Annotated in this window: 27 protein-coding genes, 1 tRNA gene and 3 pseudogenes; 25 read left to right on the forward strand and 6 right to left on the reverse strand. The window is 44.1% G+C overall.

Annotated features, from left to right (window positions below; all coding sequences use genetic code 11):
• On the reverse strand, positions 1-239 hold a 239-nt coding region (locus BS63_RS0104975), incomplete at its 3' end, for a helix-turn-helix domain-containing protein (RefSeq protein WP_028798470.1).
• A gap of 267 nt (positions 240-506) precedes the next feature.
• Between BS63_RS0104975 and BS63_RS0104980 the strand changes: the two genes are divergently transcribed.
• The 5 genes from BS63_RS0104980 (at position 507) to BS63_RS1000000111760 (ending at position 5,497) form a co-directional block, all read left to right on the forward strand.
• The gene (locus tag BS63_RS0104980; protein WP_002962880.1) at positions 507-1,199 is read left to right on the forward strand and encodes an amino acid ABC transporter permease; all 693 of its coding nucleotides are present in this window, start codon (positions 507-509) and stop codon (positions 1,197-1,199) included.
• Positions 1,196-1,930: an amino acid ABC transporter ATP-binding protein gene (locus tag BS63_RS0104985; protein ID WP_028798462.1), complete on the forward strand. Its 735-nt coding sequence runs from the start codon at positions 1,196-1,198 to the stop codon at positions 1,928-1,930. The genes BS63_RS0104980 and BS63_RS0104985 overlap by 4 nt, the downstream gene beginning before the upstream one ends.
• A 347-nt stretch (positions 1,931-2,277) precedes the next feature.
• On the forward strand, positions 2,278-2,742 hold the full coding sequence (locus BS63_RS0104990; protein WP_002962878.1) for a ferrous iron transport protein A: 465 nt from the start codon (positions 2,278-2,280) through the stop codon (positions 2,740-2,742).
• 426 nt (positions 2,743-3,168) lie between these two features.
• Positions 3,169-5,322 (forward strand): ferrous iron transport protein B, encoded by a 2,154-nt coding sequence (gene feoB, locus BS63_RS0104995; protein WP_002963132.1) that lies wholly within the window; start codon positions 3,169-3,171, stop codon positions 5,320-5,322.
• A gap of 16 nt (positions 5,323-5,338) precedes the next feature.
• Positions 5,339-5,497, forward strand: coding sequence for a FeoB-associated Cys-rich membrane protein (locus tag BS63_RS1000000111760; RefSeq protein WP_002963133.1), 159 nt, complete (start codon positions 5,339-5,341; stop codon positions 5,495-5,497).
• A 33-nt stretch (positions 5,498-5,530) separates the two neighbouring features.
• Here BS63_RS1000000111760 and BS63_RS0105005 read toward each other — a convergent pair whose 3' ends face one another.
• Positions 5,531-5,887 carry a hypothetical protein gene (locus tag BS63_RS0105005; protein ID WP_019770894.1) on the reverse strand — a complete coding sequence of 119 codons (357 nt, stop codon included), beginning with the start codon at positions 5,885-5,887 and terminating at the stop codon, positions 5,531-5,533.
• A gap of 135 nt (positions 5,888-6,022) precedes the next feature.
• On the opposite strand from BS63_RS0105005, the gene BS63_RS0105010 reads away from it, so the two are divergent.
• Together BS63_RS0105010 and BS63_RS0105015 are read left to right on the forward strand one after the other, a co-directional pair.
• On the forward strand, positions 6,023-6,880 hold the full coding sequence (locus BS63_RS0105010) for a bifunctional methylenetetrahydrofolate dehydrogenase/methenyltetrahydrofolate cyclohydrolase (RefSeq protein WP_019768917.1): 858 nt from the start codon (positions 6,023-6,025) through the stop codon (positions 6,878-6,880).
• Positions 6,877-7,719 carry an NAD(P)H-hydrate dehydratase gene (locus tag BS63_RS0105015; RefSeq protein ID WP_002960004.1) on the forward strand — a complete coding sequence of 281 codons (843 nt, stop codon included), beginning with the start codon at positions 6,877-6,879 and terminating at the stop codon, positions 7,717-7,719. Before BS63_RS0105010 ends, BS63_RS0105015 begins: the two co-directional genes overlap by 4 nt.
• 21 nt (positions 7,720-7,740) lie before the next feature.
• On the opposite strand, the gene BS63_RS0105020 is transcribed toward BS63_RS0105015, so the two are convergent.
• Positions 7,741-8,397, reverse strand: a complete 657-nt coding sequence (locus BS63_RS0105020) for a prepilin peptidase (RefSeq protein ID WP_002960006.1) — start codon at positions 8,395-8,397, stop codon at positions 7,741-7,743.
• 167 nt (positions 8,398-8,564) lie between these two features.
• Here BS63_RS0105020 and BS63_RS0105025 point away from each other — a divergent pair, with 167 nt between their 5' ends.
• From BS63_RS0105025 to BS63_RS0105060, 8 genes are all read left to right on the forward strand, one after another.
• Positions 8,565-9,089, forward strand: a complete 525-nt coding sequence (locus BS63_RS0105025; RefSeq protein WP_002960008.1) for a Dps family protein — start codon at positions 8,565-8,567, stop codon at positions 9,087-9,089.
• 289 nt (positions 9,090-9,378) lie between these two features.
• Entirely contained in the window at positions 9,379-9,600 is a 222-nt protein-coding gene (locus BS63_RS0105030; RefSeq protein ID WP_002960009.1) for a YqgQ family protein, read from the forward strand.
• Positions 9,593-10,558, forward strand: a complete 966-nt coding sequence (locus BS63_RS0105035) for an ROK family glucokinase (protein WP_002960010.1) — start codon at positions 9,593-9,595, stop codon at positions 10,556-10,558. The genes BS63_RS0105030 and BS63_RS0105035 overlap by 8 nt, the downstream gene beginning before the upstream one ends.
• 191 nt (positions 10,559-10,749) lie before the next feature.
• Positions 10,750-11,139, forward strand: coding sequence for a rhodanese-like domain-containing protein (locus BS63_RS0105040; protein WP_002963223.1), 390 nt, complete (start codon positions 10,750-10,752; stop codon positions 11,137-11,139).
• Between the two features lie 100 nt (positions 11,140-11,239).
• Positions 11,240-11,310: transfer RNA gene (locus BS63_RS0105045), tRNA-Thr, on the forward strand.
• Between the two features lie 397 nt (positions 11,311-11,707).
• The gene (locus BS63_RS0105050; protein ID WP_002962125.1) at positions 11,708-12,457 is read left to right on the forward strand and encodes an alpha/beta hydrolase family protein; all 750 of its coding nucleotides are present in this window, start codon (positions 11,708-11,710) and stop codon (positions 12,455-12,457) included.
• Positions 12,458-12,459: 2 nt separating this feature from the next.
• Positions 12,460-13,398, forward strand: a complete 939-nt coding sequence (locus BS63_RS0105055; protein ID WP_002962124.1) for an AEC family transporter — start codon at positions 12,460-12,462, stop codon at positions 13,396-13,398.
• 44 nt (positions 13,399-13,442) lie between these two features.
• Positions 13,443-13,697, forward strand: coding sequence for a DUF1912 family protein (locus BS63_RS0105060; protein WP_002962122.1), 255 nt, complete (start codon positions 13,443-13,445; stop codon positions 13,695-13,697).
• A 141-nt stretch (positions 13,698-13,838) separates the two neighbouring features.
• On the opposite strand, the gene BS63_RS1000000112135 is transcribed toward BS63_RS0105060, so the two are convergent.
• Both BS63_RS1000000112135 and BS63_RS0105070 read right to left on the reverse strand, forming a co-directional pair.
• A complete protein-coding gene (locus BS63_RS1000000112135) occupies positions 13,839-13,991 on the reverse strand; it encodes a hypothetical protein (RefSeq protein WP_019771312.1) in 153 nt (50 codons plus the stop codon).
• A 6-nt stretch (positions 13,992-13,997) separates the two neighbouring features.
• The gene (locus BS63_RS0105070) at positions 13,998-14,204 is read right to left on the reverse strand and encodes a hypothetical protein (RefSeq protein ID WP_002962120.1); all 207 of its coding nucleotides are present in this window, start codon (positions 14,202-14,204) and stop codon (positions 13,998-14,000) included.
• Between the two features lie 256 nt (positions 14,205-14,460).
• On the opposite strand from BS63_RS0105070, the gene BS63_RS0105075 reads away from it, so the two are divergent.
• The 8 genes and pseudogenes from BS63_RS0105075 to BS63_RS0105100 all read left to right on the forward strand — a co-directional run bounded on the left by BS63_RS0105075 (position 14,461) and on the right by BS63_RS0105100 (position 22,028).
• Positions 14,461-14,799 (forward strand): helix-hairpin-helix domain-containing protein, encoded by a 339-nt coding sequence (locus BS63_RS0105075; RefSeq protein WP_002962117.1) that lies wholly within the window; start codon positions 14,461-14,463, stop codon positions 14,797-14,799.
• Between the two features lie 360 nt (positions 14,800-15,159).
• On the forward strand, positions 15,160-15,729 hold the full coding sequence (locus tag BS63_RS0105080; RefSeq protein WP_002962116.1) for a TetR/AcrR family transcriptional regulator: 570 nt from the start codon (positions 15,160-15,162) through the stop codon (positions 15,727-15,729).
• 127 nt (positions 15,730-15,856) lie between these two features.
• Positions 15,857-16,110: pseudogene (locus tag BS63_RS1000000112405) on the forward strand (hypothetical protein).
• Between the two features lie 41 nt (positions 16,111-16,151).
• Positions 16,152-16,913, forward strand: a complete 762-nt coding sequence (locus BS63_RS0105085; protein WP_002962115.1) for a ferredoxin reductase domain-containing protein — start codon at positions 16,152-16,154, stop codon at positions 16,911-16,913.
• Between the two features lie 392 nt (positions 16,914-17,305).
• Positions 17,306-17,773: pseudogene (locus tag BS63_RS1000000112410) on the forward strand (GNAT family N-acetyltransferase); the annotation flags it as partial.
• A gap of 78 nt (positions 17,774-17,851) precedes the next feature.
• Entirely contained in the window at positions 17,852-18,529 is a 678-nt protein-coding gene (locus BS63_RS1000000112415; RefSeq protein ID WP_032798558.1) for an HD domain-containing protein, read from the forward strand.
• A gap of 205 nt (positions 18,530-18,734) precedes the next feature.
• Positions 18,735-19,373: a hypothetical protein gene (locus tag BS63_RS0105095; RefSeq protein WP_002962113.1), complete on the forward strand. Its 639-nt coding sequence runs from the start codon at positions 18,735-18,737 to the stop codon at positions 19,371-19,373.
• A 3-nt stretch (positions 19,374-19,376) separates the two neighbouring features.
• A complete protein-coding gene (locus BS63_RS0105100; protein WP_028798464.1) occupies positions 19,377-22,028 on the forward strand; it encodes a valine--tRNA ligase in 2,652 nt (883 codons plus the stop codon).
• Positions 22,029-22,303: 275 nt separating this feature from the next.
• Here the strand turns inward: BS63_RS0105100 and BS63_RS1000000111345 are convergent.
• Positions 22,304-23,476 (reverse strand): annotated as a pseudogene (locus tag BS63_RS1000000111345) (IS30 family transposase).
• Between the two features lie 201 nt (positions 23,477-23,677).
• Between BS63_RS1000000111345 and BS63_RS0105110 the strand changes: the two are divergent.
• Both BS63_RS0105110 and BS63_RS0105115 read left to right on the forward strand, forming a co-directional pair.
• Positions 23,678-24,661: a hypothetical protein gene (locus BS63_RS0105110; RefSeq protein ID WP_028798465.1), complete on the forward strand. Its 984-nt coding sequence runs from the start codon at positions 23,678-23,680 to the stop codon at positions 24,659-24,661.
• A gap of 7 nt (positions 24,662-24,668) precedes the next feature.
• Entirely contained in the window at positions 24,669-25,190 is a 522-nt protein-coding gene (locus BS63_RS0105115) for a hypothetical protein (RefSeq protein WP_029712232.1), read from the forward strand.
• Positions 25,191-25,319 lie beyond the last annotated feature (129 nt).

Here is a 25,319-nt window from a genome sequence, read left to right on the forward strand (position 1 = left end):
TTACGGTTGTTTTCATAGACTTTTTGAGCAAAGTCAGCTGAGTAAACCCCTTCAAACTTGCCTTTGCGTACCTGCTGGCTAACTTGTCCACGTTTGACTTCGTTGTTAATGGTTTGGGGAGCTTTGGCTAATCGCCTAGCCACTTCACGATGGGAGAGCCCTTCTCGTAACCACCGTTCAATCATTCTACGGTCTGCTAGTGTTAACTGTTTCCCTTTTGGTGTATAATAGTCTTGCATCTCAGAGTCCTTCTAATTGTTGTTGTGGTGATTACAATTATATCTCTCTGAGGTGTTTTTTTATACCCTTGTGCTGGCTAACTTCATTTTAGAACTTTCAAAATTATACAGGAATCAGAGGAAAAGCAGAAAATTATAAAATGACATTGTATTATTATTCATTTTGTGGTAAAATTATTAACAAATTTGTTAATAAAACAGGGCATGGGATGGATTTTTTGTTTCCTTTAATTTCCATTCCTGGCTATTTGAAATAGGAGTAAGCCTGTGAATTTTGATTTTTCTTTTTTACCCAAATATTGGGGTTATTTTAACTACGGTGTCTTGGTCACCGTGATGATTTCCGTTTGTGTGGTTTTCTTTGGGACCATTTTAGGGGTTCTGGTCGCCTTGGCCAAACGCTCCCATATCAAAATTTTAAATTGGTTGGTGAGCTTTTACGTCTGGGTTTTCCGAGGAACGCCTATGGTTGTGCAAATCATGATTGCCTTCCTCTGGATGAACTTTAAGAGTGCACCAACTGTCGGATTTGGAACAGTCGAGTTGGACTTCTCACGGTTGATTCCGGGAATTATCATCCTCTCACTCAACAGTGGTGCCTATATTTCTGAAATCGTCCGGGCCGGTATCGAAGCTGTCCCTAAGGGACAATTGGAAGCAGCCTATTCTTTAGGGATTAAGCCCGGCAAGACCATGCGTTATGTGGTTCTGCCCCAGGCCTTTAAGAATATCCTGCCAGCCTTGGGAAATGAATTTATTACCGTTATCAAGGATAGCTCGCTCCTGCAAACTATTGGGATTATGGAATTGTGGAATGGGGCCCAAACGGTTTTGGCGACCACCTATATTCCAATTGAGCCCCTGCTCTTTGCTGCCTTCTACTACCTCATGTTGACAACCGTCTTGACGGCTGGTCAGAAGTGGCTTGAAAGTCGTCTCGGGAAAGGACAAAAAGCATGACAGATACATTGATTTCTATTAAAAATCTGCATAAATATTTTGGTGAAAATGAAGTTCTCAATGGTATTGATTTGGAGATCCAAAAGGGAGAAGTTGTCGTTATCATCGGTCCTTCGGGATCTGGAAAATCAACCTTCCTGCGGACGATGAATCTTTTGGAAGTTCCTACCAAGGGGACGGTTAGTTTCGAAGGTGTGGATATCACGGATGCTAAAAATGATGTTTTCAAGATGCGGGAAAAGATGGGGATGGTTTTTCAACAATTTAACCTCTTCCCCAACATGAATGTCTTGGAAAATATTACCCTGGCGTCAACCAAGGTTAAGGGGCAAAGCAGGGGACAGGCCGAAGAGAAGGCCTATGAGTTGCTGGAAAAGGTGGGACTCAAGGATAAGGCTAAGGCAAATCCAACCTCACTTTCTGGTGGTCAGCAGCAACGGATTGCTATCGCCCGTGGCTTGGCCATGGATCCTGATGTCCTCCTCTTTGACGAACCAACCTCTGCTCTGGACCCTGAAATGGTCGGAGAAGTATTGGCCGTTATCCAAGACCTAGCTAAATCTGGTATGACCATGGTTATCGTCACCCACGAAATGGGCTTTGCCAAGGAAGTAGCTGACCGTGTCATCTTCATGGATGGCGGAATCATCGTTGAAGAAGGTAGCCCTCAAGAAGTCTTTGACAATACCAAAGAAGACCGGACCAAGGATTTCTTGGGCAAGGTCTTGTGAAGACAATAATAAAGTGGCTGGACCCCTCAGGGGTCCATTTTTTGATACAAAGGGTGGAGACCGAAGATGGTGGCAGACTCTTTGAAGTTCAAAACTTTCAACTGACAGCTCTAGCGTGGTCATATCTTGCTCCAAAATAGAGTTTCTTAGCAGATGATGTAAGTGCCGAGTGATACTTTCGATTCTACCTAGGTATGAGAGCAACCGGTTATGAGATAAGGAGCGAAGGATTCCAATCTTTTGAGCCTCTTTGAAATGATTCTAATCTTGCTAAAAGGCTTATTTGATAGGGTTTTCTATGGTATAATGTAGCCAAGAAAATTTCCAAATGGGTCGAGGAGGTCCAGATGATTTTGCAAGAGGCGGACTTGAACAAGTCCTACCAGGTTGCCAGTATTAACTTGCCAGAGGCCAGTCTGCGTCATCTGGCTAATTTGGGTCTCAAGGTGGGCACCAGTCTCAAGGTCCTTTCCAAGACCAAGACCAGTGCCATTATTGTTCTCAAGTCCAATCGTTTGGCCTTTGATACCTCCATTTTGGCCAATATTGACGTGACCGAGCTAGCGGAAGAGCAGGAGACCCTGCCCCTGTCCGCATTGGCGGTGGGTCAGTCAGCCTATATTGATAATATCTTCGCTGTCAATGAAGCCAAGCGTCGGCTTATGGATATGGGTCTGACCAAGCATACCAAGATTTATCTGCGGAAGGTCGCTCCTCTAGGAGATCCTATCGAAATTAGCTTACGGGGCTATGAATTGTCCCTGCGGAAATCAGAAGCCCAAATGATAAGCGTGGTCAGAAGCAAGGACTAACAAGATACGACAGAGCAAAGTCATCTAGTTACTAAAGCAACTGATGGCTAACGACAATTACTGGGGGAATTGCCTAGCTCTCTCTCTAATTCAAACCAGACAGTAATATCGACTGTCTGGTTCGATTGTCGCTAAGCCGTTAAGCACTTAAAAGATCTTAGGAAAGCTGACGAAGGTGGCTAACACTTAAGAAGCTTTGTATCTCAAGGTCGCCGTGGCTGTAAATTGACTAAAGTCAAAACAGCGACCTCTCTATTTTCACAGGAGTGTAGGCGAGTTCAATTGAGCAGTTTCACAAAGCATTAAAATGCTTGTTCAACCACGAGATTTTCTATGGAAAATCTCTAGCTCACTTACTAGTTTATGTGGATTGGTGTCATCGACCAATCTACATAAACGTCGCAATTAACCAGGAAGGAGCCAAGTATGACAGAAATTGCCCTTATCGGGAATCCCAATAGCGGTAAGACCAGTCTTTTTAACCTCTTGACGGGGACCAACCAGCATGTGGGGAATTGGCCCGGGGTCACGGTTGAGCGAAAGAGTGGCCAGGTTAAGAAATTACCTGATATAACCATTCAGGACTTGCCTGGGATTTATTCTCTGTCACCCTATAGCCCAGAAGAAAAGATTGCTAGGGATTACCTCCTCAGCAATCAATCGGACGCGGTCTTAAATGTGGTGGATGCTACCAACCTAGAGCGTAATCTCTATCTGACCATCCAGTTGATTGAGACAGGGATTCCAGTCACCCTGGCCCTCAATATGAGTGATGTGCTCAAAAGTCAGGGTCGGACCATTAATAGCGAGAAGTTGGCCTACCAATTGGGCCTGCCAGTCATCGCAACCAGTGCCCTAAAAAATACGGGCGTGGACAAGGCCCTAAGGAAGGCTAGCCAGACGACCAAGGCCAGTGTGGAGACCATCCAGTACCCAACCTATGATGATAAGTTTGAGGCGGCTCTCGCTCAAATCATTGAGGTGTTGGGACAGACAGTTCCTCAGTCCTCTAGTCGCTTTTATGCCATCAAACTTTTTGAGCGAGACCAACTGGTTGAATCCAAATTCAATCTCTCCCCCTTCCAAAAGCAGGAGATTGACGAGATTATCAAGATTACTGAGGAAGTCTTCACCGAGGACTCAGAGACCATCGTGGTCAACCAACGCTATGCTTTTATTGAGCGGGTCTGTAAAATGGCCCAAAGTCAGGATGACGATATCAAAATGACCCTGTCTGATAAGATAGACAAGGTGGTCACCAACCGGATTTTGGCTCTGCCAATCTTTGCCCTGGTCATGTTCATGGTTTATTACCTCTCCATTCAGACAGTGGGGACTATGGGAACGGATTGGGTCAACGATGTTCTCTTTGGCCAATACATTCCCAATCTAGTGACCAGCTTCCTGCAGGATTTGCATGTTGCTGACTGGCTCCAGTCCTTGATTGTCAATGGGATTGTCGCCGGAGTTGGTACGGTTCTAGGCTTCCTACCTCAAATTTTTGTCCTCTTTATCTGTCTAGGAATCTTGGAGGACATTGGCTACATGAGCCGGATTGCCTTTGTCATGGACCGGATTTTCAGGCGTTTTGGGCTTTCAGGAAAATCCTTTATCCCTATGCTGATTTCAACAGGTTGTGGGGTGCCAGGGATCATGGCTAGCCGAACGATTGAGAATGAGCGAGACCGGCGGATTACCATCATGACAACAACCTTTATGCCCTGTTCGGCCAAGCTCTCTATCATTGCCCTGATTGCCGGTGCCTTCTTCCCCAACAGCCCTTGGGTAGCTCCAAGTACTTATTTTATGGGTATGCTAGCTATCATCTTTTCTGGAATTTCCCTCAAGAAGACCTCCTTCTTGGGTGGCTATACCAGTCCCTTTATCATGGAATTACCTAGCTACCATCTGCCAAAAATCAGAGCGGTCCTCCGCTATGCGACTGGTAAAGCTCTTAGCTTTGTCAAAAGAGCTGGAACTATCATCTTTAGTCTGACGGTTCTGATTTGGTTTATGTCGTCCTATAATTTCACCTTCCAAGCGGTTGAGACGGACCAAAGTATTCTAGCTAGCATGGGACGCTTGCTGGCCTGGATATTTACACCACTTGGTTTTGGAAATTGGAAGGCGACCGTTGCGGCCATCACAGGTCTAGCGGCCAAGGAAACCGTGGTAGCGACCTTTGGAATTCTCTACCACAATCCAGATGCGACAGAGACTAGCAAGGCTCTCTGGTCCAGCCTCCAGGGCGATTATACGGCCCTAGCAGCCTATTCCTTCTTAACCTTTAACCTCCTTTGTGCCCCTTGCTTTGCGGCCATCGGAACCATTCGTCGGGAAATGGGCAATCTCAAATGGACCCTGCTGGCTATCGGTTTTCAAACTGGCCTGGCCTACCTGGTCAGCCTGGTCATCTACCAATTAGGTCTGGTTCTGCTTTATGGTCAAGCTTTCAGTTTCTGGCCTGGAATTGCCCTCTTGGTTCTGGCAAGCATGCTGTATTTCATTTTGAGAAAGCCCCGTCAGGTCAAGGAAGAGATCATTACCTTGGAAAACCTTCCTTTAGCCGATAAATTGTAAGAGGAGGTCTAAATCTATGTCAACTTATATTATTGCCGGCCTGATTGCTCTAGCGGTTATTGCCGGCCTGAGACATTACATCAAACAAAAAGGTTCTTGTGGCGACTGTGATTGTGCCTGCCCCATCAAGGATGAGATGGGCAAGGCCACAAAAATCAACCAGAAGAGTTCCTAATATCTGAAAGAGGACAGGCCCTAGTAAGTGTTCCTAGCCCATCCAGCCCTCTCTTAGAGCCCTTTCAGGCCATTCCAAAAGGAATGGTTTTTTGCTATAATGGGAGGGAGACAAAATCGGCATTGTGAAACAATCGATTTTGTAGTCCGCCCCCACAAAGTTGATTAGGTTTTCTCCAACAGTCTCCCAGACTGTTGAACCTACCCCTTGCCTGGTAGTTAAATAGTCCAGTGGACTATTTAAGGGGATGCCTAGAAATAGGAAAGCATCCCAAGATAAGAACTTTACCGCCACTTCGTTGGCATGTGATGGACTAACCGCTAAAGCGTCAAATCCATCATCACAAATCAACCACTGCGTTAAAGTGTTAAAGTTAACAAGATTGGACATGGAGAAATGATGGTGAGAGCCGTTGGAGTAGCATCTAGAGGGTCACATGATCCAGAAAGTGGGACCGACGTCGCTAGGACGCACTGGCAAACTCATCGTTCCAGCCAGATTAAATAAATAGTATTGGGAATAAGAATGACAGCGAAAATTATTGATGGTAAGGCCCTGGCCAAGAAAATGCAGGGCCAGTTAGCAGAAAAAGTAGCCCAACTCAAGGCCCAGCATGGTATCGTGCCAGGCCTGGTGGTGATTTTGGTCGGGGATAATCCTGCCAGTCAAGTTTATGTCCGCAATAAGGAACGCTCCGCCTTAGCAGCCGGCTTCACTAGCGAAACCGTCCGCCTATCGGATAGCATCAGCCAGGAAGAATTGCTTGCTGTCATTGAAAAATACAACCAAGATCCAGCCTTTCATGGGATTTTGGTCCAGTTGCCTCTGCCAAGTCATATCAATGATAAGCGGGTGATTTTGGCCATTGACCCCAAAAAGGATGTCGATGGTTTCCACCCCATGAACACCGGTCATCTCTGGTCTGGTCGTCCTCTCATGGTCCCTTGTACGCCTGCCGGAATCATGGAAATGTTCCGAGAATACCAGGTTGACCTGGAAGGTAAGAACGCCGTCATTGTTGGTCGCTCCAATATCGTCGGCAAGCCCATGGCCCAATTGCTCCTAGATAAGAATGCCACAGTCACCCTGACCCATTCTCGCACCCGTCATCTGGCTCGGGTTTGTAAGCGGGCGGATGTCCTGATTGTGGCCATTGGTCAAGGAAATTTTGTGACCAAGGATTATGTCAAAGAAGGAGCGGTGGTCATTGATGTCGGTATGAATCGTGATGACAATGGCAAACTAATCGGCGATGTCAAGTTTGACGAAGTCGCTGAACTTGCCAGTCTGATTACCCCAGTTCCTGGAGGTGTCGGCCCTATGACCATCACCATGCTTCTGGAACAAACCTACCAAGCAGCCTTGAGAAGTGTGAGCCTATGATTATTGATGAAGCACTCGTTAAAGATCTTATCCAGCCCCGTCCCCTTAAAAGTCATAAGGGGACTTTTGGCCGTGCCCTCCTCATTGGCGGTCTCTACCCCTACGGTGGTGCTATCATTATGGCTGCCTTAGCGACAGTCAATAGCGGAGCTGGTTTGGTGACGGTGGCCAGTGATCCCGCTAATATTTCAGCCCTGCATAGTCATCTGCCTGAAGCCATGGCCTTTGATTTGGCAGACTCAGCCCTTTTAACCCAGCAAATTCAGGCCAGCAATGTCATCCTGATTGGTCCAGGCTTGGGCACCTCCCCGCTGGCTCAGAAAACTTTGGCCCTTGTCTTAGCCCAAACTAGCCCAGAGCAGATCCTAATCATTGATGGTTCAGCCCTAGATTTGTTGGCAGAAAAGGACCAGATTGACTGGCCCACGCAGAAGCTTGCCCTGACACCCCATCAGAAAGAATGGGAACGCCTGTCAGGCATAGCCATTGCCCAACAAAACCAAGAAAATACCCAAACAGCCCTAGCCATTTTTCCTAGCCAAACGATTCTAGTGGCTAAGTCCCATAAGACGAGAATCTATGACCAGACTGGTCAAGTCGGTCAACTGGCGGTCGGAGGCCCCTATCAGGCAACCGGTGGCATGGGCGATACCCTGGCTGGCATGATTACAGGCTTTGTCGCCCAGTTCAGGGACGACCTCTTTGAGAGCGTGGCAGCAGCCAGCTACCTGCATTCAGCCATCGCAGATAGTCTTGCCCAGGATGCCTATGTCGTCCTCCCTACCAGCATCAGCCAGGAAATCCCTAGGTGGATGAAGCGGATGAGTGAGGAAAGCTAGGCGGGAGTGAAAAAGAAAACGTCAGCTCATCCTCAGCAAAACCAATTCAAGCAAATAAGCTAAACTCAGAAAGGGCAGGAAAGGAACTGCTCTTTTTTCTTTGCGACTGATGATAAAAAGGATGGCCAAGAGGCTTCCCAACTGAATTATCCAGAGCAGGGAATAAAGGTCCAAAGCTAGAGCTAGAAAGGCCAAATAATAGAGGTCCCCCTCTCCGATTCCTAAGGGTAGGATTTGAGCCAGAATGCCCAAGAGAAGAAGAACCAAGACCGGAGTATTGCCACCCTCAAGCAAAAACAAAGTGAGTCCCGCCAGCAAAATAATGACTAGAGGATAATTTTGGCCCTTGAGGTCGTAGAGGCTGAGCAGAAGGCTGACCAAAATCAAAAAGACCTGGGTCCAACTCAATAGCCCCGTCCAGCCCAGCCAAAAAGCAAGTCCAGAAGCCAGTTCTAACAGACAATAGCTGACTGGTAATTTTTCTCCGCAGAAACGGCAGGCAAAACCATTAGCAACTTCAGAAAGGATGGGAATTAAATCTCTGATAGCCAGAGCCTTGCCACAGTTGTCGCACTGGCTGCCAGGCCAAATGATAGATTTTTCCGGAAAGCGGTCCAGAACCAAGCCCAGAAAGGAGCCCAGACTGGCTCCAAGAAAGAATATTAAAAGTGTATCCATACTTATTAGTTCGAAAATAATTCAAATGGTTGCATATTTGTTGGGCTTGAGCTAGAATAAAGGTGTCAGAAGATAAGAATGATTCTAAATAAGAATTATCTGTCAACTGATTTTTTCTAGATAATCCATTTTAGAATGGGTTCTTTACAATACAAGGAGGTTATCTTATGTCATATTCTTTAGATACAATTGCTAAGCAAGAGGCCCAAGCAGCTGCTAGTCAATCTGGTTCTCGGCCAAAGACCAAGGCCGTTCTCAATCAGGCCGTTGCCGATTTGTCTAAGGCCTATTCCATTGTTCACCAAGTTCACTGGTACATGCGAGGCCGCGGCTTCCTGCACCTTCATCCAAAGATGGATGAATACATGGATGCCATCAATGCCAATCTTGATGAAATCAGCGAACGTCTGATTACTCTTGGCGGCGACCCTTATTCGACCTTGGCTGAATTTGACCAAAATTCTAATTTGACCGAAGAAAAGGGCACCTGGGATAAATCCATGGAAGACCATCTCAGTCGCCTGGTTGAGGTTTATAGCTACTTGGATAAGCTCTATCAAGTCGGTCTGGATGTTACAGATGAAGAAGGCGACGCTCCAAGCAACGATATCTTCACAGCAGCCCAAGCTGATGTTGAAAAGACCCTCTGGATGGTTCAAGCCGAACTGGGCCAAGCCTCAGGATTGGACTAAACTTACCCAATATAGATAGAATGGAACGACCTTAGGGCCGTTCTTTTTCATAGTCCGTATGGGTTTCTAAGTTTGAAAGAGGAAAGTACCCTCTCCGCCGGTCCAAAACTACAGGCTCTTAGCAAAGGCAGATCCCTCATCAGGGGGTGCTCCAATCTTCTGGAGCTTAAGTAGGGCCAACTCCCTACTCACGACTATCTGCCTCAATCAGAAAACATCTCCGAGAAAATTTCAGAAAACGCTTCCGGATGAGCTTGAAAGCGTTCGCTTTTTTTGGTACAATTTGCTTATGAAAACCTTGTATGATGTTCAGCAATTGCTCAAGCGGTTTGGCATAATCGTTTATCTGGGCAAGCGGCTCTATGATATTGAAATGATGAAAATTGAATTAGAGCGACTTTATCAATCTGGCCTAGTGGAGAAGCAAGACTATCTGACAGCTGAATTGATTTTGCGACGGGAACATCGCTTGGAAAAGCGAAGACTAGAAGAAGGGAATACGCATGACTAAAAAATTATTGGGAATTGACCTGGGGGGAACTACCATCAAATTTGGGATTCTGACAACACAAGGAGAAGTCCAAGAGAAATGGGCTATCGAGACCAATACCTTGGAAGATGGCAAGCACATTGTGCCAGATATTATCGAGTCTCTCAAGCATCGTCTGGCCCTCTATAACTTAAGCAAGGATGATTTTATCGGTATCGGCATGGGCTCGCCTGGTGCTGTTGACCGCAAGCAAAAGACAGTAACGGGGGCCTTCAACCTCAACTGGGCCAAGACCCAAGAGGTCGGTTCTCTTATCGAAAAAGAAGTTGGCATTCCTTTTGCCATTGATAATGATGCCAATGTGGCCGCTCTGGGTGAAGCCTGGACCGGTGCTGGTGGTAATAATCCTGACGTGATTCTGGTCACCCTTGGTACTGGTGTCGGTGGTGGCATCATCGCTGACGGCAACCTTATCCACGGGGTGGCTGGTGCTGGTGGTGAAATCGGCCATATCAATGTTCAACCTTTTGATGGTTTCGAATGTACTTGTGGTAACAAGGGCTGCTTGGAAACCGTTGCTTCAGCGACAGGTGTTGTTCGGGTCGCCCGTCTCTTGGCTGAAGAGTATGAAGGGGACTCACAAATCAAGGCGACTATTGATAATGGCGAAACGGTTACCAGTAAGGATGTTTTCCTTGCTGCCCAAGACGGTGATAAATTCGCCGATTCTGTTGTCGAAAAAGTGGCCTTCTATCTAGGCCTAGCAACCGCCAATCTGGGTAATACCCTCAATCCAGATTCCATCGTCCTCGGTGGTGGCGTTTCTGCGGCTGGTGAATTTCTTCGTAGTCGGGTTGAAAAATACTTCCTGCAATTTGCCTTTCCAGCTGTTAAAAGCTCAACCAAGATTAAGATTGCTGAGTTGGGCAATGATGCCGGTATCATCGGTGCAGCTAGCCTGGCCCGTCAATTTGCTTAAAATATGGGATTTGTCCGCCGACGCTTGGCGGACTTCTTCATTAGGAATTTTTTATTGAAATGAACTCGCCGACACCACTGTGGAAAAAGAAGAAGTTTCCTAGATGTTTAGCTTGCATCTGCGTCTCTTTCTCTATTTTCCTATATGGTGCTTAACGGCTCTCTATCTTGTAAAAGGAGAAATCAGTCATCATGTCACAAACGCTTATCAATTGGATTCTAGTCGCTATCATCCTCTTGGGCTTTTTAGCTTGGACGGTCGGTCGCTATTTCTGGCTCCGCCGTTCGGCCAAATTCATCAATAATAGCGACTTTCAGGACCTCATGCACCAGGGGCAAATCGTTGATTTGCGGGCTCCCAAGTCCTTTCAGGACAAGCATATCCTAGGGGCCCGCAACTTCCAAATCCAACAGTTCAAGGAAACCCTCTCTGCCCTGCGTAAGGATAAGCCAGTCCTTCTCTATGATAATTCACGAGGGCAGGCCATTCCCCGTGCCGTTTCTATTTTGAAAAAGGCTGGTTTTACTCAAGTCTACGTCCTTGAATCTAGCTTTGAAAGTTGGACTGGCAAAACCAAGTAGCCCCTAGTCAGCGTGCTTGAAAATTTTGAGGAAAATTTCGTTAAATTTTTCAAATTTATGTCTTGTCAGAGAAAAGCGACTATGGTATTATAAATAGGTAGCCGCTGTAGTTAAATGGTATAATAGAGCAATGGTAATGCTCCGTTCCGAGTTCGATTCTCGGTGGTGGCAGTCTAAGTGAGAGGGTTGAAACATTTGTTTCAGCCCTTTCTTGCTTTTTTATCATACTCAATAAAAAGCAAAATTTGATACTTTCTTAAAAGTGCGGACGCAAGCAAACTCCTCTCGGAGTTTCATTGCTAAATTTTGAGCCCAAGACTCAAAATTTCCGTTATTAGCAATAGCTGTGCTTGTTGCTAATAATACCACTTTGGCGAAAGTATCACTTTAGAATTGTTTCATTAGTTAAAGCTACATAGTAGTTTTTCAGATGTGATCGTGTTGAGGCAGTAAGATACTGGCTTTGAACTTTAAAGAGTATCAAAAGCTGGGACAGGGCCTAGCCATCTACCAATCAGGTGTCATCTGGCTAGCGTTCTTACATTTATTCGCACATAAGGAGGTGCTCATGGCAGTTCAAGATTTATGGTTGAAAAGAGATGGCTTTAAGATTTACGGGAAGTATTATTGCCCCGATGAGAATTCAGGCCAACTTCCCTTGATTATCATATCACACGGCTTTAGAGGTAGCCACCTAGGAACGCAGGCCTATCAAGCGGGTTATGCTGTCTATTCCTATGACTTTGTTGGTTCTGGTGACGGTTCCTCCAAGCAGAGCGATGGTGATTTCCTTGCCATGTCAGTTCTGACTCAGGCTAGAGATTTGCAGGCTGTACTTGAGCAGTTGCAGGAACGCCCCGAGATTGACCCTAAGCGGGTTTACCTCATGGGCGAAAGCCAGGGGGGCTTCGTCTCAGCCTATGTAGCTGGGCAAATTCCTCAGGAGATTGCTGGTCTAATTCTCATTTATCCTGCCTTTGTTCTTCAAGATGATGCCAAAAAACGGCTAGAAGACTTTGGACAAGGTCCTCAATCCTGCATGGTAATGGGAACCCAAATTGGTGCTATCTACAACCAAGATGCCCTTTCCTTTGATATTTACCAAGAATTGGCTGGCTATACCAAGCCGGTCCTCATCGTTCACGGAGATAGTGATAAGATTGTGCCCCTAGCCTACTCTGAGCGGGCTCAAGCAACCTATCAAGATGCCAAATTGCTAGTTTTTCCTGGGGCTGGTCACGGTTTTCATGGAGAAGATGTCCAAAGGGCAGCTCAAGCCATGCTCAACTATCTGGCTGAGCGAGAAGGAGGCGAGTAAGCTTGTCTGTCTTTTTACAGAGTATCTCGGGAATTGTTACCATCATTATTATGGTGGTTGTTGGCTATGTTTTGGCAAATCGGGGTTGGTTTGATGACAAGTCTTCCAGTTTGATTGCCCGTCTGGTGACCCAGATAGGCCTTCCTTGCTATATGATTGAGACCATTGTCGGTCGTTTTTCGGCCAATGACCTCAAGACTATGCTACCCCAGCTGCGGTATCCGGCCCTGTCCATGGTCATTCTTTTGGGGATTGCCATGGCCTTTGCCCAGATTTTTCAGGTCAAGAAGTCCCATCGGGGCCTCTTTACCTCCATGTTCTTTAACTCCAACACTGTCTTTGTCGGTCTCCCTATCAATCAGGCCCTCTTTGGCGATGCCAGTGTTCCCTATGTCTTGGTCTATTACATGTGCAATACGACCTTCTTTTGGACCATCGGTCTCTACCTGATTCAGCGTGATGGCGAGCTTGGTCGAGGGCTTAGCTGGAAGGACAGCCTCAAAAAGATTTTTTCTGCGCCCCTGCTTGGTTTTATGGTGGGCGTGGCTCTAGTCCTCTTAGGAGTCAAGCTGCCCCATTTTCTTTTGTCGGATTTGATTTATTTGGGCAATATTACCATCCCTTTGTCCATGATTTTCATTGGAATTTCTATCTCTAAGCTGGGCTTGTCCAAGCTCCGTCTGGGCAAGGATAATCTTCTTATCCTTCTAGGCCGTTTTGTCGTGGCTCCCTTGCTCATGACCTTCATGGTCATGCCAACCAAGATGCCTCATCTGATGAAGGAAGTCTTTATCATCCAGTCAGCCATGCCCGTTATGACCAATGCTCCCGTTGTCTCCAAGCTCTACGGGGCTGATGCGGATTATGCAGCTGTCATGGTAACAGAGACCACCCTCATGACCTTGGTTGTTATTCCAATATTGATGGTTTTATTAGGTTAAGTCTATGGTATAATGGGGCTTAGTATTTTATGAAGGAGTCGTCAATGACCTACGAACAAGAATTTTTAAAAGACTTTGAAGACTGGCTCAAGACCCAGATTCTGGTCAATGAAACAGCTATCAAAACCAGTCAGCAGGTCTGGGAAGAAGATGGCGACGAGCGGGCAAAAGAAGCGGTCATCCGCTATGAAAGCCGCCTGGATGCTTATCAGTATTTGCAGGGAAAATTTGCCAACTATCATCAAGGTAAGTCCTTCCACGACCTGCCGGAGGACTTGATGGGCAAACGAAGCTATTGAGAAACAGTTGAAAAAAGGCCTAAGCAGAAAACAATCTGCCTAGACCTTTGCTTTTTATCAAACAAATAGCAAATCATCCGCTAGATAATTTCTTGTGTCCGCACTTTTTAAGAAGTGTCAAAATTTTAATTTAACCCAATATTAGAAGAAGCTGGCTACTAAGTGAAAGCCAGATATAAGGACAGCCACCGGGTAAATAGCCAGAAGGATGTAAGTCCAAGTGGTATTTGGGATGAAGTAGAAGCGACTGACATTATTGAGGATATAAGCCTGACCGGTCTTGGGGTCTACCACCCGGCGTCAGCCCTCGTTTTTTAAGAGGGTCTTGCAAAAGATGTGATTGACTAGGGCACTGACTCCAAAGGCAAGTGCCGCTAAAAAGGCCACCAAGGACTTGAGCGGTCCGACAGACAGGTTGGCAGCCATTGAGCCAACTAGTCCGGAGGCAATACCGCCTGCAAAAATTGAAACGAGGAGCAAAAGTCCCTTACCACGCCAAATAATCATAAACTTTTCTCCTTTTTTTCGATAGTCTCTGTCCTCTTCAAACCTGTAAAGTTTTGCAGGGACAAAGTATTTCTTATCAAAGACTTAATCCGACTAATAGTCTAATATATTTTTTAAGAAATAAGCAAGGAAATTCCTTTGAACTAGATTACAATTCTGTAAAGAATGGCTTAGAATTGCCATTTCTAGGCTTTTTGGTGTTTATTTTCTGAAAAGAACCTGCTATAATAGTAAAAAAAGTTTTTTGGAGTTTAGAATGTCAAAAAAGAAAAATCGTAAAAAAGCACTGAAATTGCAAATGAAACGTCAAGGTCTCATCAAGGGCCAAGCTGCTCAAGAGACTGCAGCGGTCAAGCCAGCGGCTCCTAAGAAGCCAGCTCAAACGAAGGCCCAAGTCAAGTCAGCTCCTAAAGCAGAAGCGACTGATGTTTTTGCAGGTCTCAGTGCTGCTAAGCAAGCTAGTCTTGAAGAAGCAGGCTTTAAGTCACAAGCAGACTTTGCCAAAGCTTCTGAAAAAGATGTCTTAGCTGTCAAGGGCATTGGCCCAGCAGCTATTACTAGCTTGAAAGAAAACGGCGTTGTATTTGCTGACTAATCAAGAAATTGCAATATAAGCGGTAGTGGCTGATTAAAATTAAAAGCTTGCACTACCGTTCTTAATAGAAGTTTAATCCTATCTGGCACCATGCTGGATAGTTTTTTTGTTCTAATAGGAGAAAAGTTTAGTCCCTCACTTAGGAGATTGTTTAGACTGCCCCAACCTAAGCGACTTCAGTCCCTCGAAAAAATTGTGCTTTTCCTCGGATTTGGATAGCGAGGTGAGTAACCAGAGTGTAGGAAAATGTAAGATTTTTACGGTTGCTGATTGACAATTACTGTAAAAGGTATTAAAATATGAATAAACAAAAATAAGCATTCATTCATTTTTTTAAAATTTAAAAAGAAAGGAGCTTCCATGACTATCGACAAAAAACAGCAACTGAAAGCTGTTGCACACGAAATCTTCTCCCAGAAAGGCTATAAAGCGACGGGTATTTCAGAAATTACTAAGCGAGCTGGTGTAGCAGCTGGAACTTTTTACAATTATTATGCCGCCAAGGAAGATATTTTCCTTGATGTTTACATCGACGAAAATAATCGTGTGAGGCAGATTATAATGGATGATATTAATTGGCAGGGGGAGTTGCCAGAGGTGGTGGGTCAGCTCTTTGGGAAGTCGCGTAGCCTGGTTTCTACCAGTAAAATCATGTCTGAGTGGTACAATCCAGCCGTTTCCGAGTTGTTGCATAGCTACTATGATTCGGAGAAGGGCAGGACTGATAATGCTTTCCATCAGTTTTTGCAGACGACCTTCACTAAGCGGATGCAGGAAGCAGGTTTTACCGCTGAGAAAATCCAAGAGGTCTTCCAGGTTTATCAGCTCTTTTATTATATGGACATGCATATTACCGAGCAAGATTTTCCAAATATTAGTCAAACTATTGAAAGCCTAGCAACCTACTTTGTCAAAGGACTTTTGAAATAAGGAATTCCACTTCTTTATTTTTACAAAGATGTGAATGAATATTAAAATTTATTCATTCACATCCATCGAAGGGGATACGATTATGAATAAAAATGAATGAAGTATTGCAGGCCTTTGCCTTACGGTCATGGAAGCTTTGGTTCTTGTATGGAGGATGACAGAGTTCCCTGTCGGACTTAACCCTGATTTTATGTTTTTTGCAACAGGTGGGTGTCCTTCTGGCGTAGGCCTCTGCATGATTTCAGGTCTGCCTGCTATTTTTCAGGTCGGTGGTATCTGCCTAGTGCCCCTCGTTACTAAGTCTACATCTACAGTCTGCCGGATGTGTCTAGGATTGTTAAACTAATGGGCTTTGTACCAGTTATCGCTCTGACCGCTTGACTGTCTCTTAAGTTTTAGAAATAGGTGCTAAGGAGTAAGAAATGAAAGGACATTCTAAAATGCTAAAAATAATTCTAATATTGCTTGCTATCGGACTAGTAGGCTGCTTGATTACTTGGGGTGTGATTGCTTATCTGGGGCGTAGCCAAGCTTTGACCGTGAGGTCTATTGAAAACCCAAGTGGTGATCTTTATCTCATTCATCTCAAAAAGCCGAAAAATATGACTTGGGAGCCAGGCTCTTACGCTAAAGTTACCCTTCCTGAGGCCGAAGAAAGTGGGCAAAAGAGCCGATGGTTGACTCTGGCTTCCAATTCTGATGAGAATGAGATTCTCCTTCTCACTCACAAGGGTAGCAGTAGTTTCAAGAAGCATCTGACATCCCTGTCTGTCGGCTCCAAGATCAAAATTAGTTGGATAGAATCCTCTCTAAAAATTAAGGATAAGCAGACACCGTTGGTTTGCTTTGCTTCAGGTGTAGGAATTGCAGCCTTGCGTCCTTTGGCACTTAAACAGGCTGGCAAGCGTGAAATAGTCCTCAATCACTTAGATAAAGGCGTTAACGTTTTTGATGAAGAAATGAAAGGACTGGCTAATCAAGAATCCCTGTTCACTTATGACAGAAGCGCTAGTCTTTCTCAAAGCAAGGCTAGTCTTGAAAAAGCTGTGAAAAAATACGGAAACAGGGGCACTTATCTTGTGGCTGGTCAGCCAGATGATGTTAAGGCGATGAAGGCTTTTCTGGCTGACCAAGGTATTACTGCTGATAGGATTAAAAGCGAAACTTTCAGAGGATTGAAATAAGGAACAGACTCTAGGAAGAAAGTAAGAAAATTCCCTATCTATGCTTCAAACGGAATTGCAATTTATTGAAAAATCTGCTAGAATTAGAAAAATCAGAGGTGTTTTGAAACCCATTTGTTACAGAAAGCGGTCCTGCTGAGAAATCCGCACAGATGTCAAAACTGGTTGCTGAAAAATTAAGCGAAGCAGATAATTAAGTTGCGGACGCTAACCGTCCGAATTTGGGTGGTACCGCGGATTCATATTCGTCCCTGTCAGATTGGCAGGGGCGTTTTTCTATGGCACTTGGCGATGCTGTGAGAAGAGCCTAAGGGCATTGTGATACAGCTTGAACAGAACGAAAACGACCTTCCTTAATAGAATTGCTAAGCCCCTTGGAAAGAAGATTGATTATGAAAATTCTTGGAAAAATTGAAAATAGTCGGTTGCCAGATGTTGAAACTCAGCGACTCTTTCTAAGACACCGGACGGTGGCGGATGCCAAGGACATGCTGGCCTATGTCAGCCTGCCTGAGGTAGCCATCCCTGCGGCCTTTCCCTTGGTCGAAACCTTGGAGGATGAGATAAACTACATCGAGAAGTTCTATCCCCAGCGTTTGGTAGATGAAAAGCTGCCTGCTGGCTGGGGGCTGACTCTCAAGGGTCAGAATCGAGTCATCGGCTCGGTTGATTTTAACAAACGCCACGAAGATAAGGTGCTAGAGATTGGATATACCCTTCATCCTGACTATTGGGGGCAGGGCTATATTCCCGAGGCCTGTCAAGCCCTGTTGGAGATTGGTTTTGGTCAGATGAAGCTGGAAAAGATTCTTATCCATTGCTACGACTACAATCGCCAGAGTCAGAGGGTGGCAGAAAAGCTGGGCTTTCGCTTTCTTGAGGAAGGTGAGCCCATTGAGGATCCAGCGGGTCGCTCTTGCCGCAACTGGACCTACCAACTGACTAAGCAAGAGTGGGAGGCAAACAAGGGCAAGACTGAAATTTTAGAAGCAACCCGCCAGTTCGTCCAGAATGCTCTGGAGGGTGAAGCCAGCGGGTATGACTGGTGGCACATTGTTCGAGTGACCAATACGACGATGACCTTAGCTAAGCAAGAAAGGGCTGACCTCTTTATCTGTCAGATGGCCGCCCTCCTGCATGATATTGCTGATGAAAAGCTCAATCCTAGCCAGGAAGTCGGACTGAAAAAAGTGCGTGATTTCTTAGGAAGTCAAGGACTTGGCCAGGAGCAGATTGAGCAAATCATGGCTATCGTCGCCAACATTTCCTTCAAGGGTGGGAAGGAACCTGACCAACCTCTCAGCTTGGAAGGCAAGATTGTCCAAGATGCCGACCGTCTCGATGCCATCGGAGCCATCGGCATCGCCAGAACCATGGCCTATTCGGGCAACAAGGGCCGCCCCATCCATGACCCTAGCATGAAGCCCAGAGAAAATCTCACTTACGGGGATTACCGCAATGGTCAGGACACCGCCATCATGCACTTCTATGAGAAACTCCTCAAACTCAAGGACCTGATGAACACTCCAGCCGCCAAGCAAGTTGCCCAAGGCCGCCACGACTTCCTACAGACTTATCTGGAGCAGTTCTATGCTGAATGGAATGGGGAGAAGTGAACTTGTAAGATATTTTTACAAGTTTAGCAGATGAAACCATAAAGATTTTTCACAGGGCTGTAGGCGAGTTCAATTCCTTATTATGAATTATTTACTTACATTTAATAAAAGGTCTGAAAAGAGTAGCAATTGAAGATGTGCAAAATATGCACAAGTTGAACTGCTCGGAGTTTCCGAACAGTTGGTTAGGAAGGGGGAAAAGTAAATGGAGAATCAATCTTGGATTGCTATTTTATCACTTATAATAAGTATTATTACCTTGTTGAGGCAAGTACAACGAGATAGAAAAGATGAAAAATTTCAAGAGTACCAAAAGGAATTTGAAAAATATAAAGAAAGACAACGACTACAGGAAAAGCGTTCTGATGATTTGCAGTCACAAATAAGTAATCGTTCTGAGTTAATCCCTTACTTTTCTATAGATTATGCAAAATCAATGTTAGATTTAGGTACCATGGTGGTAGAATTGTTTTTTACAAATGTAGGAAAGGAGGCCGCGACAAATGTTGGAATAGTTGAGCTTAGGGAAGGTAAATATGGAGTTCCAATATACTTCGATACTGACTATATGGAGGGCGACGAGCCAATTCATTTTATTCACACCTATTTTAGTGAATATTTTGCAATGCCCAGAGAATCGATTTCTATAAAAATTTCAAGTAATGATAATAGTCAAAAGCAACTATACTTCATGAATTTTAAAATTCGATTTACTGATTTACTAAATAGGGTTTACGAACAGGAATTTAGGTTTGGTTATGATAATATGTTTGTCAACGGGATTAATAAAAACTCTGTATCTTATCCGCCAAAATTAATAAAAGACATAGAAAGGAATAATTAATAAATGACTAAACAACTTTCACCAAAATACAATCCAGCTGAGGTTGAGGCTGGGCGCTATCAGAAATGGCTTGACCAAGATGTTTTCAAGCCTTCTGGCAACAAGAAGGCTCACCCTTATTCTATCGTGATTCCACCACCAAATGTTACGGGTAAACTCCACTTGGGCCACGCCTGGGATACGACCCTGCAAGATATTATCATCCGCCAAAAACGCATGCAAGGCTTTGATACCCTCTGGCTGCCTGGTATGGACCACGCCGGAATTGCCACTCAGGCCAAGGTTGAAGCTCGACTGGCTGAGTCTGGTATCTCTCGCTATGACTTAGGTCGGGAAAAATTCCTGGACAAGGTCTGGGAATGGAAGGACGAGTATGCCTCAACCATCAAGGAGCAGTGGGGCAAGATGGGAATTTCCGTTGATTACGCTCGCGAACGCTTCACCCTTGATGAAGGACTCTCCAAGGCGGTTCGCAAGGTATTCGTCAAGCTCTATGAAAAGGGCTGGATTTACCGGGGCGAATTTATTATCAACTGGGATCCTAAGGCTCGCACTGCTCTCTCTGATATCGAGGTTATTCACAAGGATGTTGAAGGCGCCTTCTACCACATGTATTACATGCTGGAAGATGGTTCACGTGCCCTTGAGGTCGCAACCACCCGTCCAGAAACCATGTTCGGTGATACCGCTGTCGCTGTCAATCCCAGCGATGAGCGCTACAAGGATTTGATTGGGAAAAATGTTATCCTGCCAATCCTCAATAAGCCAATTCCAATCGTAGCTGACCAACATGCGGACCCAGAATTTGGAACAGGGGTCGTTAAGATTACCCCTGCCCATGACCCTAATGACTTCGCTGTCGGTCAACGCCACAACCTGCCTCAAGTCAATGTTATGAATCCTGATGGCACCATGAACGAATTGGCCGGTGAATTCAATGGTATGGACCGCTTCGAGGCTCGCAAGGTCGTTGTCAAAAAGCTAGAAGAAATCGGTGCCCTGGTCAAGGTTGAAAAGATGACCCACTCTGTTGGTCACTCCGAACGGACTGGTGTCATGGTCGAACCCCGCCTATCAACCCAATGGTTCGTTAAGATGGACCAGTTGGCCAAGAATGCCATTGCCAACCAAGCGACTGATGATAAGGTAACCTTCTATCCACCGCGTTTCAACGATACCTTCCTCCAATGGATGGAAAATGTCCACGACTGGGTAATTTCCCGTCAACTCTGGTGGGGTCACCAAATCCCAGCCTGGTATAATGAGGCTGGCGACATGTACGTTGGCGAAGAAGCCCCTGAAGGTGACGGTTGGGTGCAGGACGAAGACGTGCTGGACACTTGGTTCAGCTCGGCCCTCTGGCCTTTCTCAACCATGGGTTGGCCTGACGAGGAGTCCGAAGACTACAAGCGTTACTTCCCAACCTCAACCCTAGTTACCGGCTACGACATTATTTTCTTCTGGGTTTCTCGGATGATTTTCCAATCCTTGGAATTCACCGGTCGCCGTCCTTTTGAAAATGTCCTCATCCACGGTCTCATCCGTGACGAGCAGGGCCGCAAGATGTCCAAGTCTTTGGGCAATGGTATTGACCCGATGGATGTTATTGATAAATATGGTGCTGACGCCCTGCGTTGGTTCCTGTCCAACGGTTCAGCTCCGGGCCAAGACGTGCGTTTCTCTTATGAAAAAATGGATGCCAGCTGGAATTTCATTAACAAGATTTGGAATATTTCCCGCTACATCCTTATGAATAATGAAGGCCTGAGCTTGGATGAAGCCACAACCAATGTTGCCAAAGTAGTAGCAAGCGAAGCAGGAAACGTGACAGATCGCTGGATTCTCCACAACCTCAATGAAACCATCGCCAAGGTCACCGAAAACTTTGACAAGTTTGAGTTCGGTGTGGCTGGCCACATTCTCTACAATTTCATTTGGGATGAATTTGCCGACTGGTATGTCGAGCTGACCAAGGAAGTCCTCTACAGCGATAACGAAGCGAAAAAAGTCATCACCCGCTCCGTTCTCCTCTACACCCTGGACAAGATTCTCCGCCTGCTCCACCCAATCATGCCATTTGTCACCGAAGAAATCTTCGGCCAAATCTCAGATGGCTCCATCGTGGTTGCCGACTATCCGACTGTCAACCCAGCCTTTGAAAATCCGGAAGCCCACAAGGGCGTGGAAAGCCTCAAGGACCTGATTCGTGCCGTTCGTAATGCGCGTGCCGAAGTCAATGTTGCGCCAAGTAAGCCAATCACCATGCTGGTCAAGACCAGCGATAGCGAGCTGGAAGCCTTCTTCAAGGCCAATGTCAACTATATTAAGCGCTTCACCAATCCAGAGCACCTGGAAATTGGAAGCAGACTTGAAGCGCCTGAGCTCTCCATGTCAGCTCTTATCTCTGGTGCCGAAATCTTCTTGCCGCTCGCAGACCTGCTCAACGTCGAAGAAGAATTGGCCCGCCTCAACAAGGAACTGGCCAAGTGGCAAAAGGAACTGGATCTGGTTGCTAAGAAATTGGGTAACGAACGCTTTGTCCAAAACGCCAAACCAGAAGTTGTCGATAAAGAGCGACAAAAACAAACCGACTACCAAGCTAAGTATGACGCGACTAAAGAGCGGATCGCAGAGATGGAGAAGTTGGAGAAATAAGGCTAAATTCTCAGACTAAGTTCTAGGTGTCTTAAAACTGGAATTAAGTCTGAGAAAATAGCGTTAAATCAACAGAATTCAGTCTCAGACTAAGTTCTGTTTTTTTATTTGGAGGCGTTATTTCACATTTCCTAAGCAGAAAAAAGCTCTAAAAAGGGTACACGAAAGCACCTGGCTCTGAGACGTCTCAAAGTAAGTTCTAGTTTACTGGAATTTCGGATGGGACAAGTTCCTTTCTAGATTTTAGATGGTGTTAATTATTTTTAGGGCTTAAATTACTTGTCTAATAGTTTAGGAGATTGACGGACATCTTCAGGGTCAATTTTGGAAATTCCCAGCAAAGCAGGGATTTCTTTCCCAAAGGTGAAGGCGAAGAGCTCATAGGCCGATTTCCCATTCAAAGAGTGTCTCTTTACGCTGTTGATATGAGATATGAGAACAGATACGATTGATGTCTTCCCGTGTCAAGTCGTCAAAAGAGCTCCCCTTAGGCAGAATATCTCTAATGAGGGTGTGATTCTTTTCAATCCTAGCTTTCTGGTCAGAGCGATTAGGCTCACAGAAGAAGAGTTTTAGTTCTCCTCTGACATCCATTTCAATGTCATCCACTCTGGCGAACTCTCCTGCGTTATCCGTCAAAATGACAGGGAAGATTTCAAAGAAGTCAAAACCTGCTTCGAAGAAGGCATTCTTGATAGCGTAGAGGTGCTTGACGACTTCTAGAGCAGATTTATTATCCAAGAGCCTAGCAAAAAGGAAGTTACAAAAAGAGACAGTGAAGGTGAGGAGTACCTTCCCACCAATTCGGCCAATGACAGTATCCATTTCCAGCCAAAAGGATAAGCCTTGGTTGGAAATGGATACTTTTTAAAATCGTTGTAGGAGCGCCCTCGCTTCACTTTCTTAGGAATAGGTGGTAGTTCTCTTGTACGACGCTTTCTGAACTTGACGACACGTGGGAAGTCAATAGGCTTGGCAGAGAGGTGGCCTTTCTCTAAGTAGCGGTAAATACTAGCTCTAGAGACTGATAGGTCGTTTGAGGCGATGATGTGGTTAAGGTGTTGTCCGTTCTTAATAGCCGAAGATACGACCTTATCTATGTGGTAGAAAGTCTCTTTATTTAGTGCGACCCCAGAACGACTTTCAGACAGCGTGGCTTCATAGTTGGCCTGAGCCTTCTTAGCGTAATAGAATTGCTTGTTGTAGCCGCAATCCTTTCTCTTTTTAGGGCAGGCATTACAGACATAGGGAGCTTTCTTGAGTAGTGGGCAGGTATCACAGTTAGACTGGACAGATGTTTCTTTGATGAAAAGATTTCTGCGAACCTCTTTAGAGATGGTTGAAGGGTCCTTTTTAAGCTTAACTGCGATGTCACAAAAAGGCAGGTGTTGTTCAATTCCCATTTGAATATCAGTTCTATCTGAGAGAGTTAAGTGTTTGTTTTTCATAGTCAGATACCAACTTGTCCCAAAGAAAGTTCTACCTTATTTCTCTGTCTCAGACAAATTTCTAGTTTTGAACATTAACTTGAACTTACTTTGAGAACTTAGGTTGGAGAAATAAGTATATTTAATAGCTAAAAACGTTAGTAGATGCTAGCGTTTTTTGATATAATGTGGCTATATAAACTATATTTGGTGAGAAATATTATGGCAAATAAGCATAATTATCAATTTAAATTAAATGTTCAACCGCATATTTTAAAAAAGTATTTTGAAAATTTAGATAAGTTAAAAAATCAGGTTATTCCAAATATGATTTTTAATTCGTATAATAATTTATTTTCTGATCCTGTTATGTCAGAAAAAGAATTGTTTTTTGATATTGAACAAGATTATAAGCAAATTTTAGAGTCCGAAGACTACCAATTACTAATTAAAGTCACGGATGAATTAGCACTTGAATATAAAGAAATAACATTTATTTTCAAAAATGGAGGAGGTATCCATTATAATCCAGAGTATCTAACTAAATTGGAAGAAGCGATTGAAATAAGAAAGCAAGTCGTTAGTAAATTTAATGTTTTAAATCAAGCGAAATTTAATTTTACAACGAGTCAAGCTTATGAAGAACTTGAAAGAGTTTATGATTTTAATATTAATTCTGAAATCGGTAAAGGTTTGGATCACTTACGAAAAGTAAGGAAGTTAATACTATACCTTGAACTGGAAGTTCAAAAGGAAGCGGAAAATATAAAGGTTAGGTATTCATTTAATAACGAAGTATTAACGATTGAAAATGTTACTAAGTTTGAAGCTCTGGATACCTCTAGAAAAATTGAGAGACAAATTAATGACAGTAAAGATAAAATTGGTAATATAAAGATTAATCCCATCTATGAATCTATTTCCTTAAATATAAAAGACTCAACTAGAACTATAGAAATTATTACTACATTCCCAAATGGAAATACAGATGATGAATTAGAGCTCCTTCTACAAGTCTCTGAGGAAACAAAAGCCAAGGAAGTGAGAACAACGTTAGTCGCTTCAGATGAAAGTGAGAACGAAAATTTTGTAATTGGAGCTAAAAAACTAATTGGGCTTCCTGCTAAACGTGGATATCTATCAGATATTAGAAGTAATGGTGATACAATTATAAATATTTATGAATCAAGAATAAGAATTGAGTAATTTTATCATGGAAAAAAATCCTATTATAATAATTTATTTAGCTAGAAAAAACCTTCTTCCTATTAATCTATGGGTATCGTTTGCTTTATTTGTAATATTGCTTATAACGATTACTTTCGTAATTCCTGATAATATTATATTTATAGATTACAATGTTCTAGATACTTCTCAATTTTTACTTATTTCATGTTCGGCATTGACTTTTATATTATCTATGTATACGTTTGGAAGAGAGGTCTACACAACTAAAGATTTTGCACAAATTTATTTAAAAAATAAGAATGTCTATTATGGATACTTAGCAGACTATTTATTCCCAGCGTTACTGTGGTGCTTGATTGCCTTTTTATCAGTATGTAAACTAATTGTTGTAATGAATATTTCTGTTTGGTTGTTAGATTTATTAAGAATAATTTTTATCTCAATAACATCATTAGCAATGATTACCACAATTACATTAGTAATTCATAATATGAATAGAGTATCCAATAAAGTAGTAATTGAAAGTAAGCAATTAGAAAAAGAATGAAAATTTAAACGCTTCTCTTAATTGTAGGTTTATGGTTTTCAAATTATTTTATTATTTGATATCCTAATTAAAATCCTTTACTCTAAAATTGGAAAAAATGCTGGGTGCTGACCCAACCAGTTAGGGGGG

Origin of the sequence: Streptococcus sobrinus DSM 20742 = ATCC 33478, from assembly GCF_000686605.1 — a bacterium.
In the GTDB taxonomy this organism is placed as follows: Bacteria; Bacillota; Bacilli; order Lactobacillales; family Streptococcaceae; genus Streptococcus; species Streptococcus sobrinus.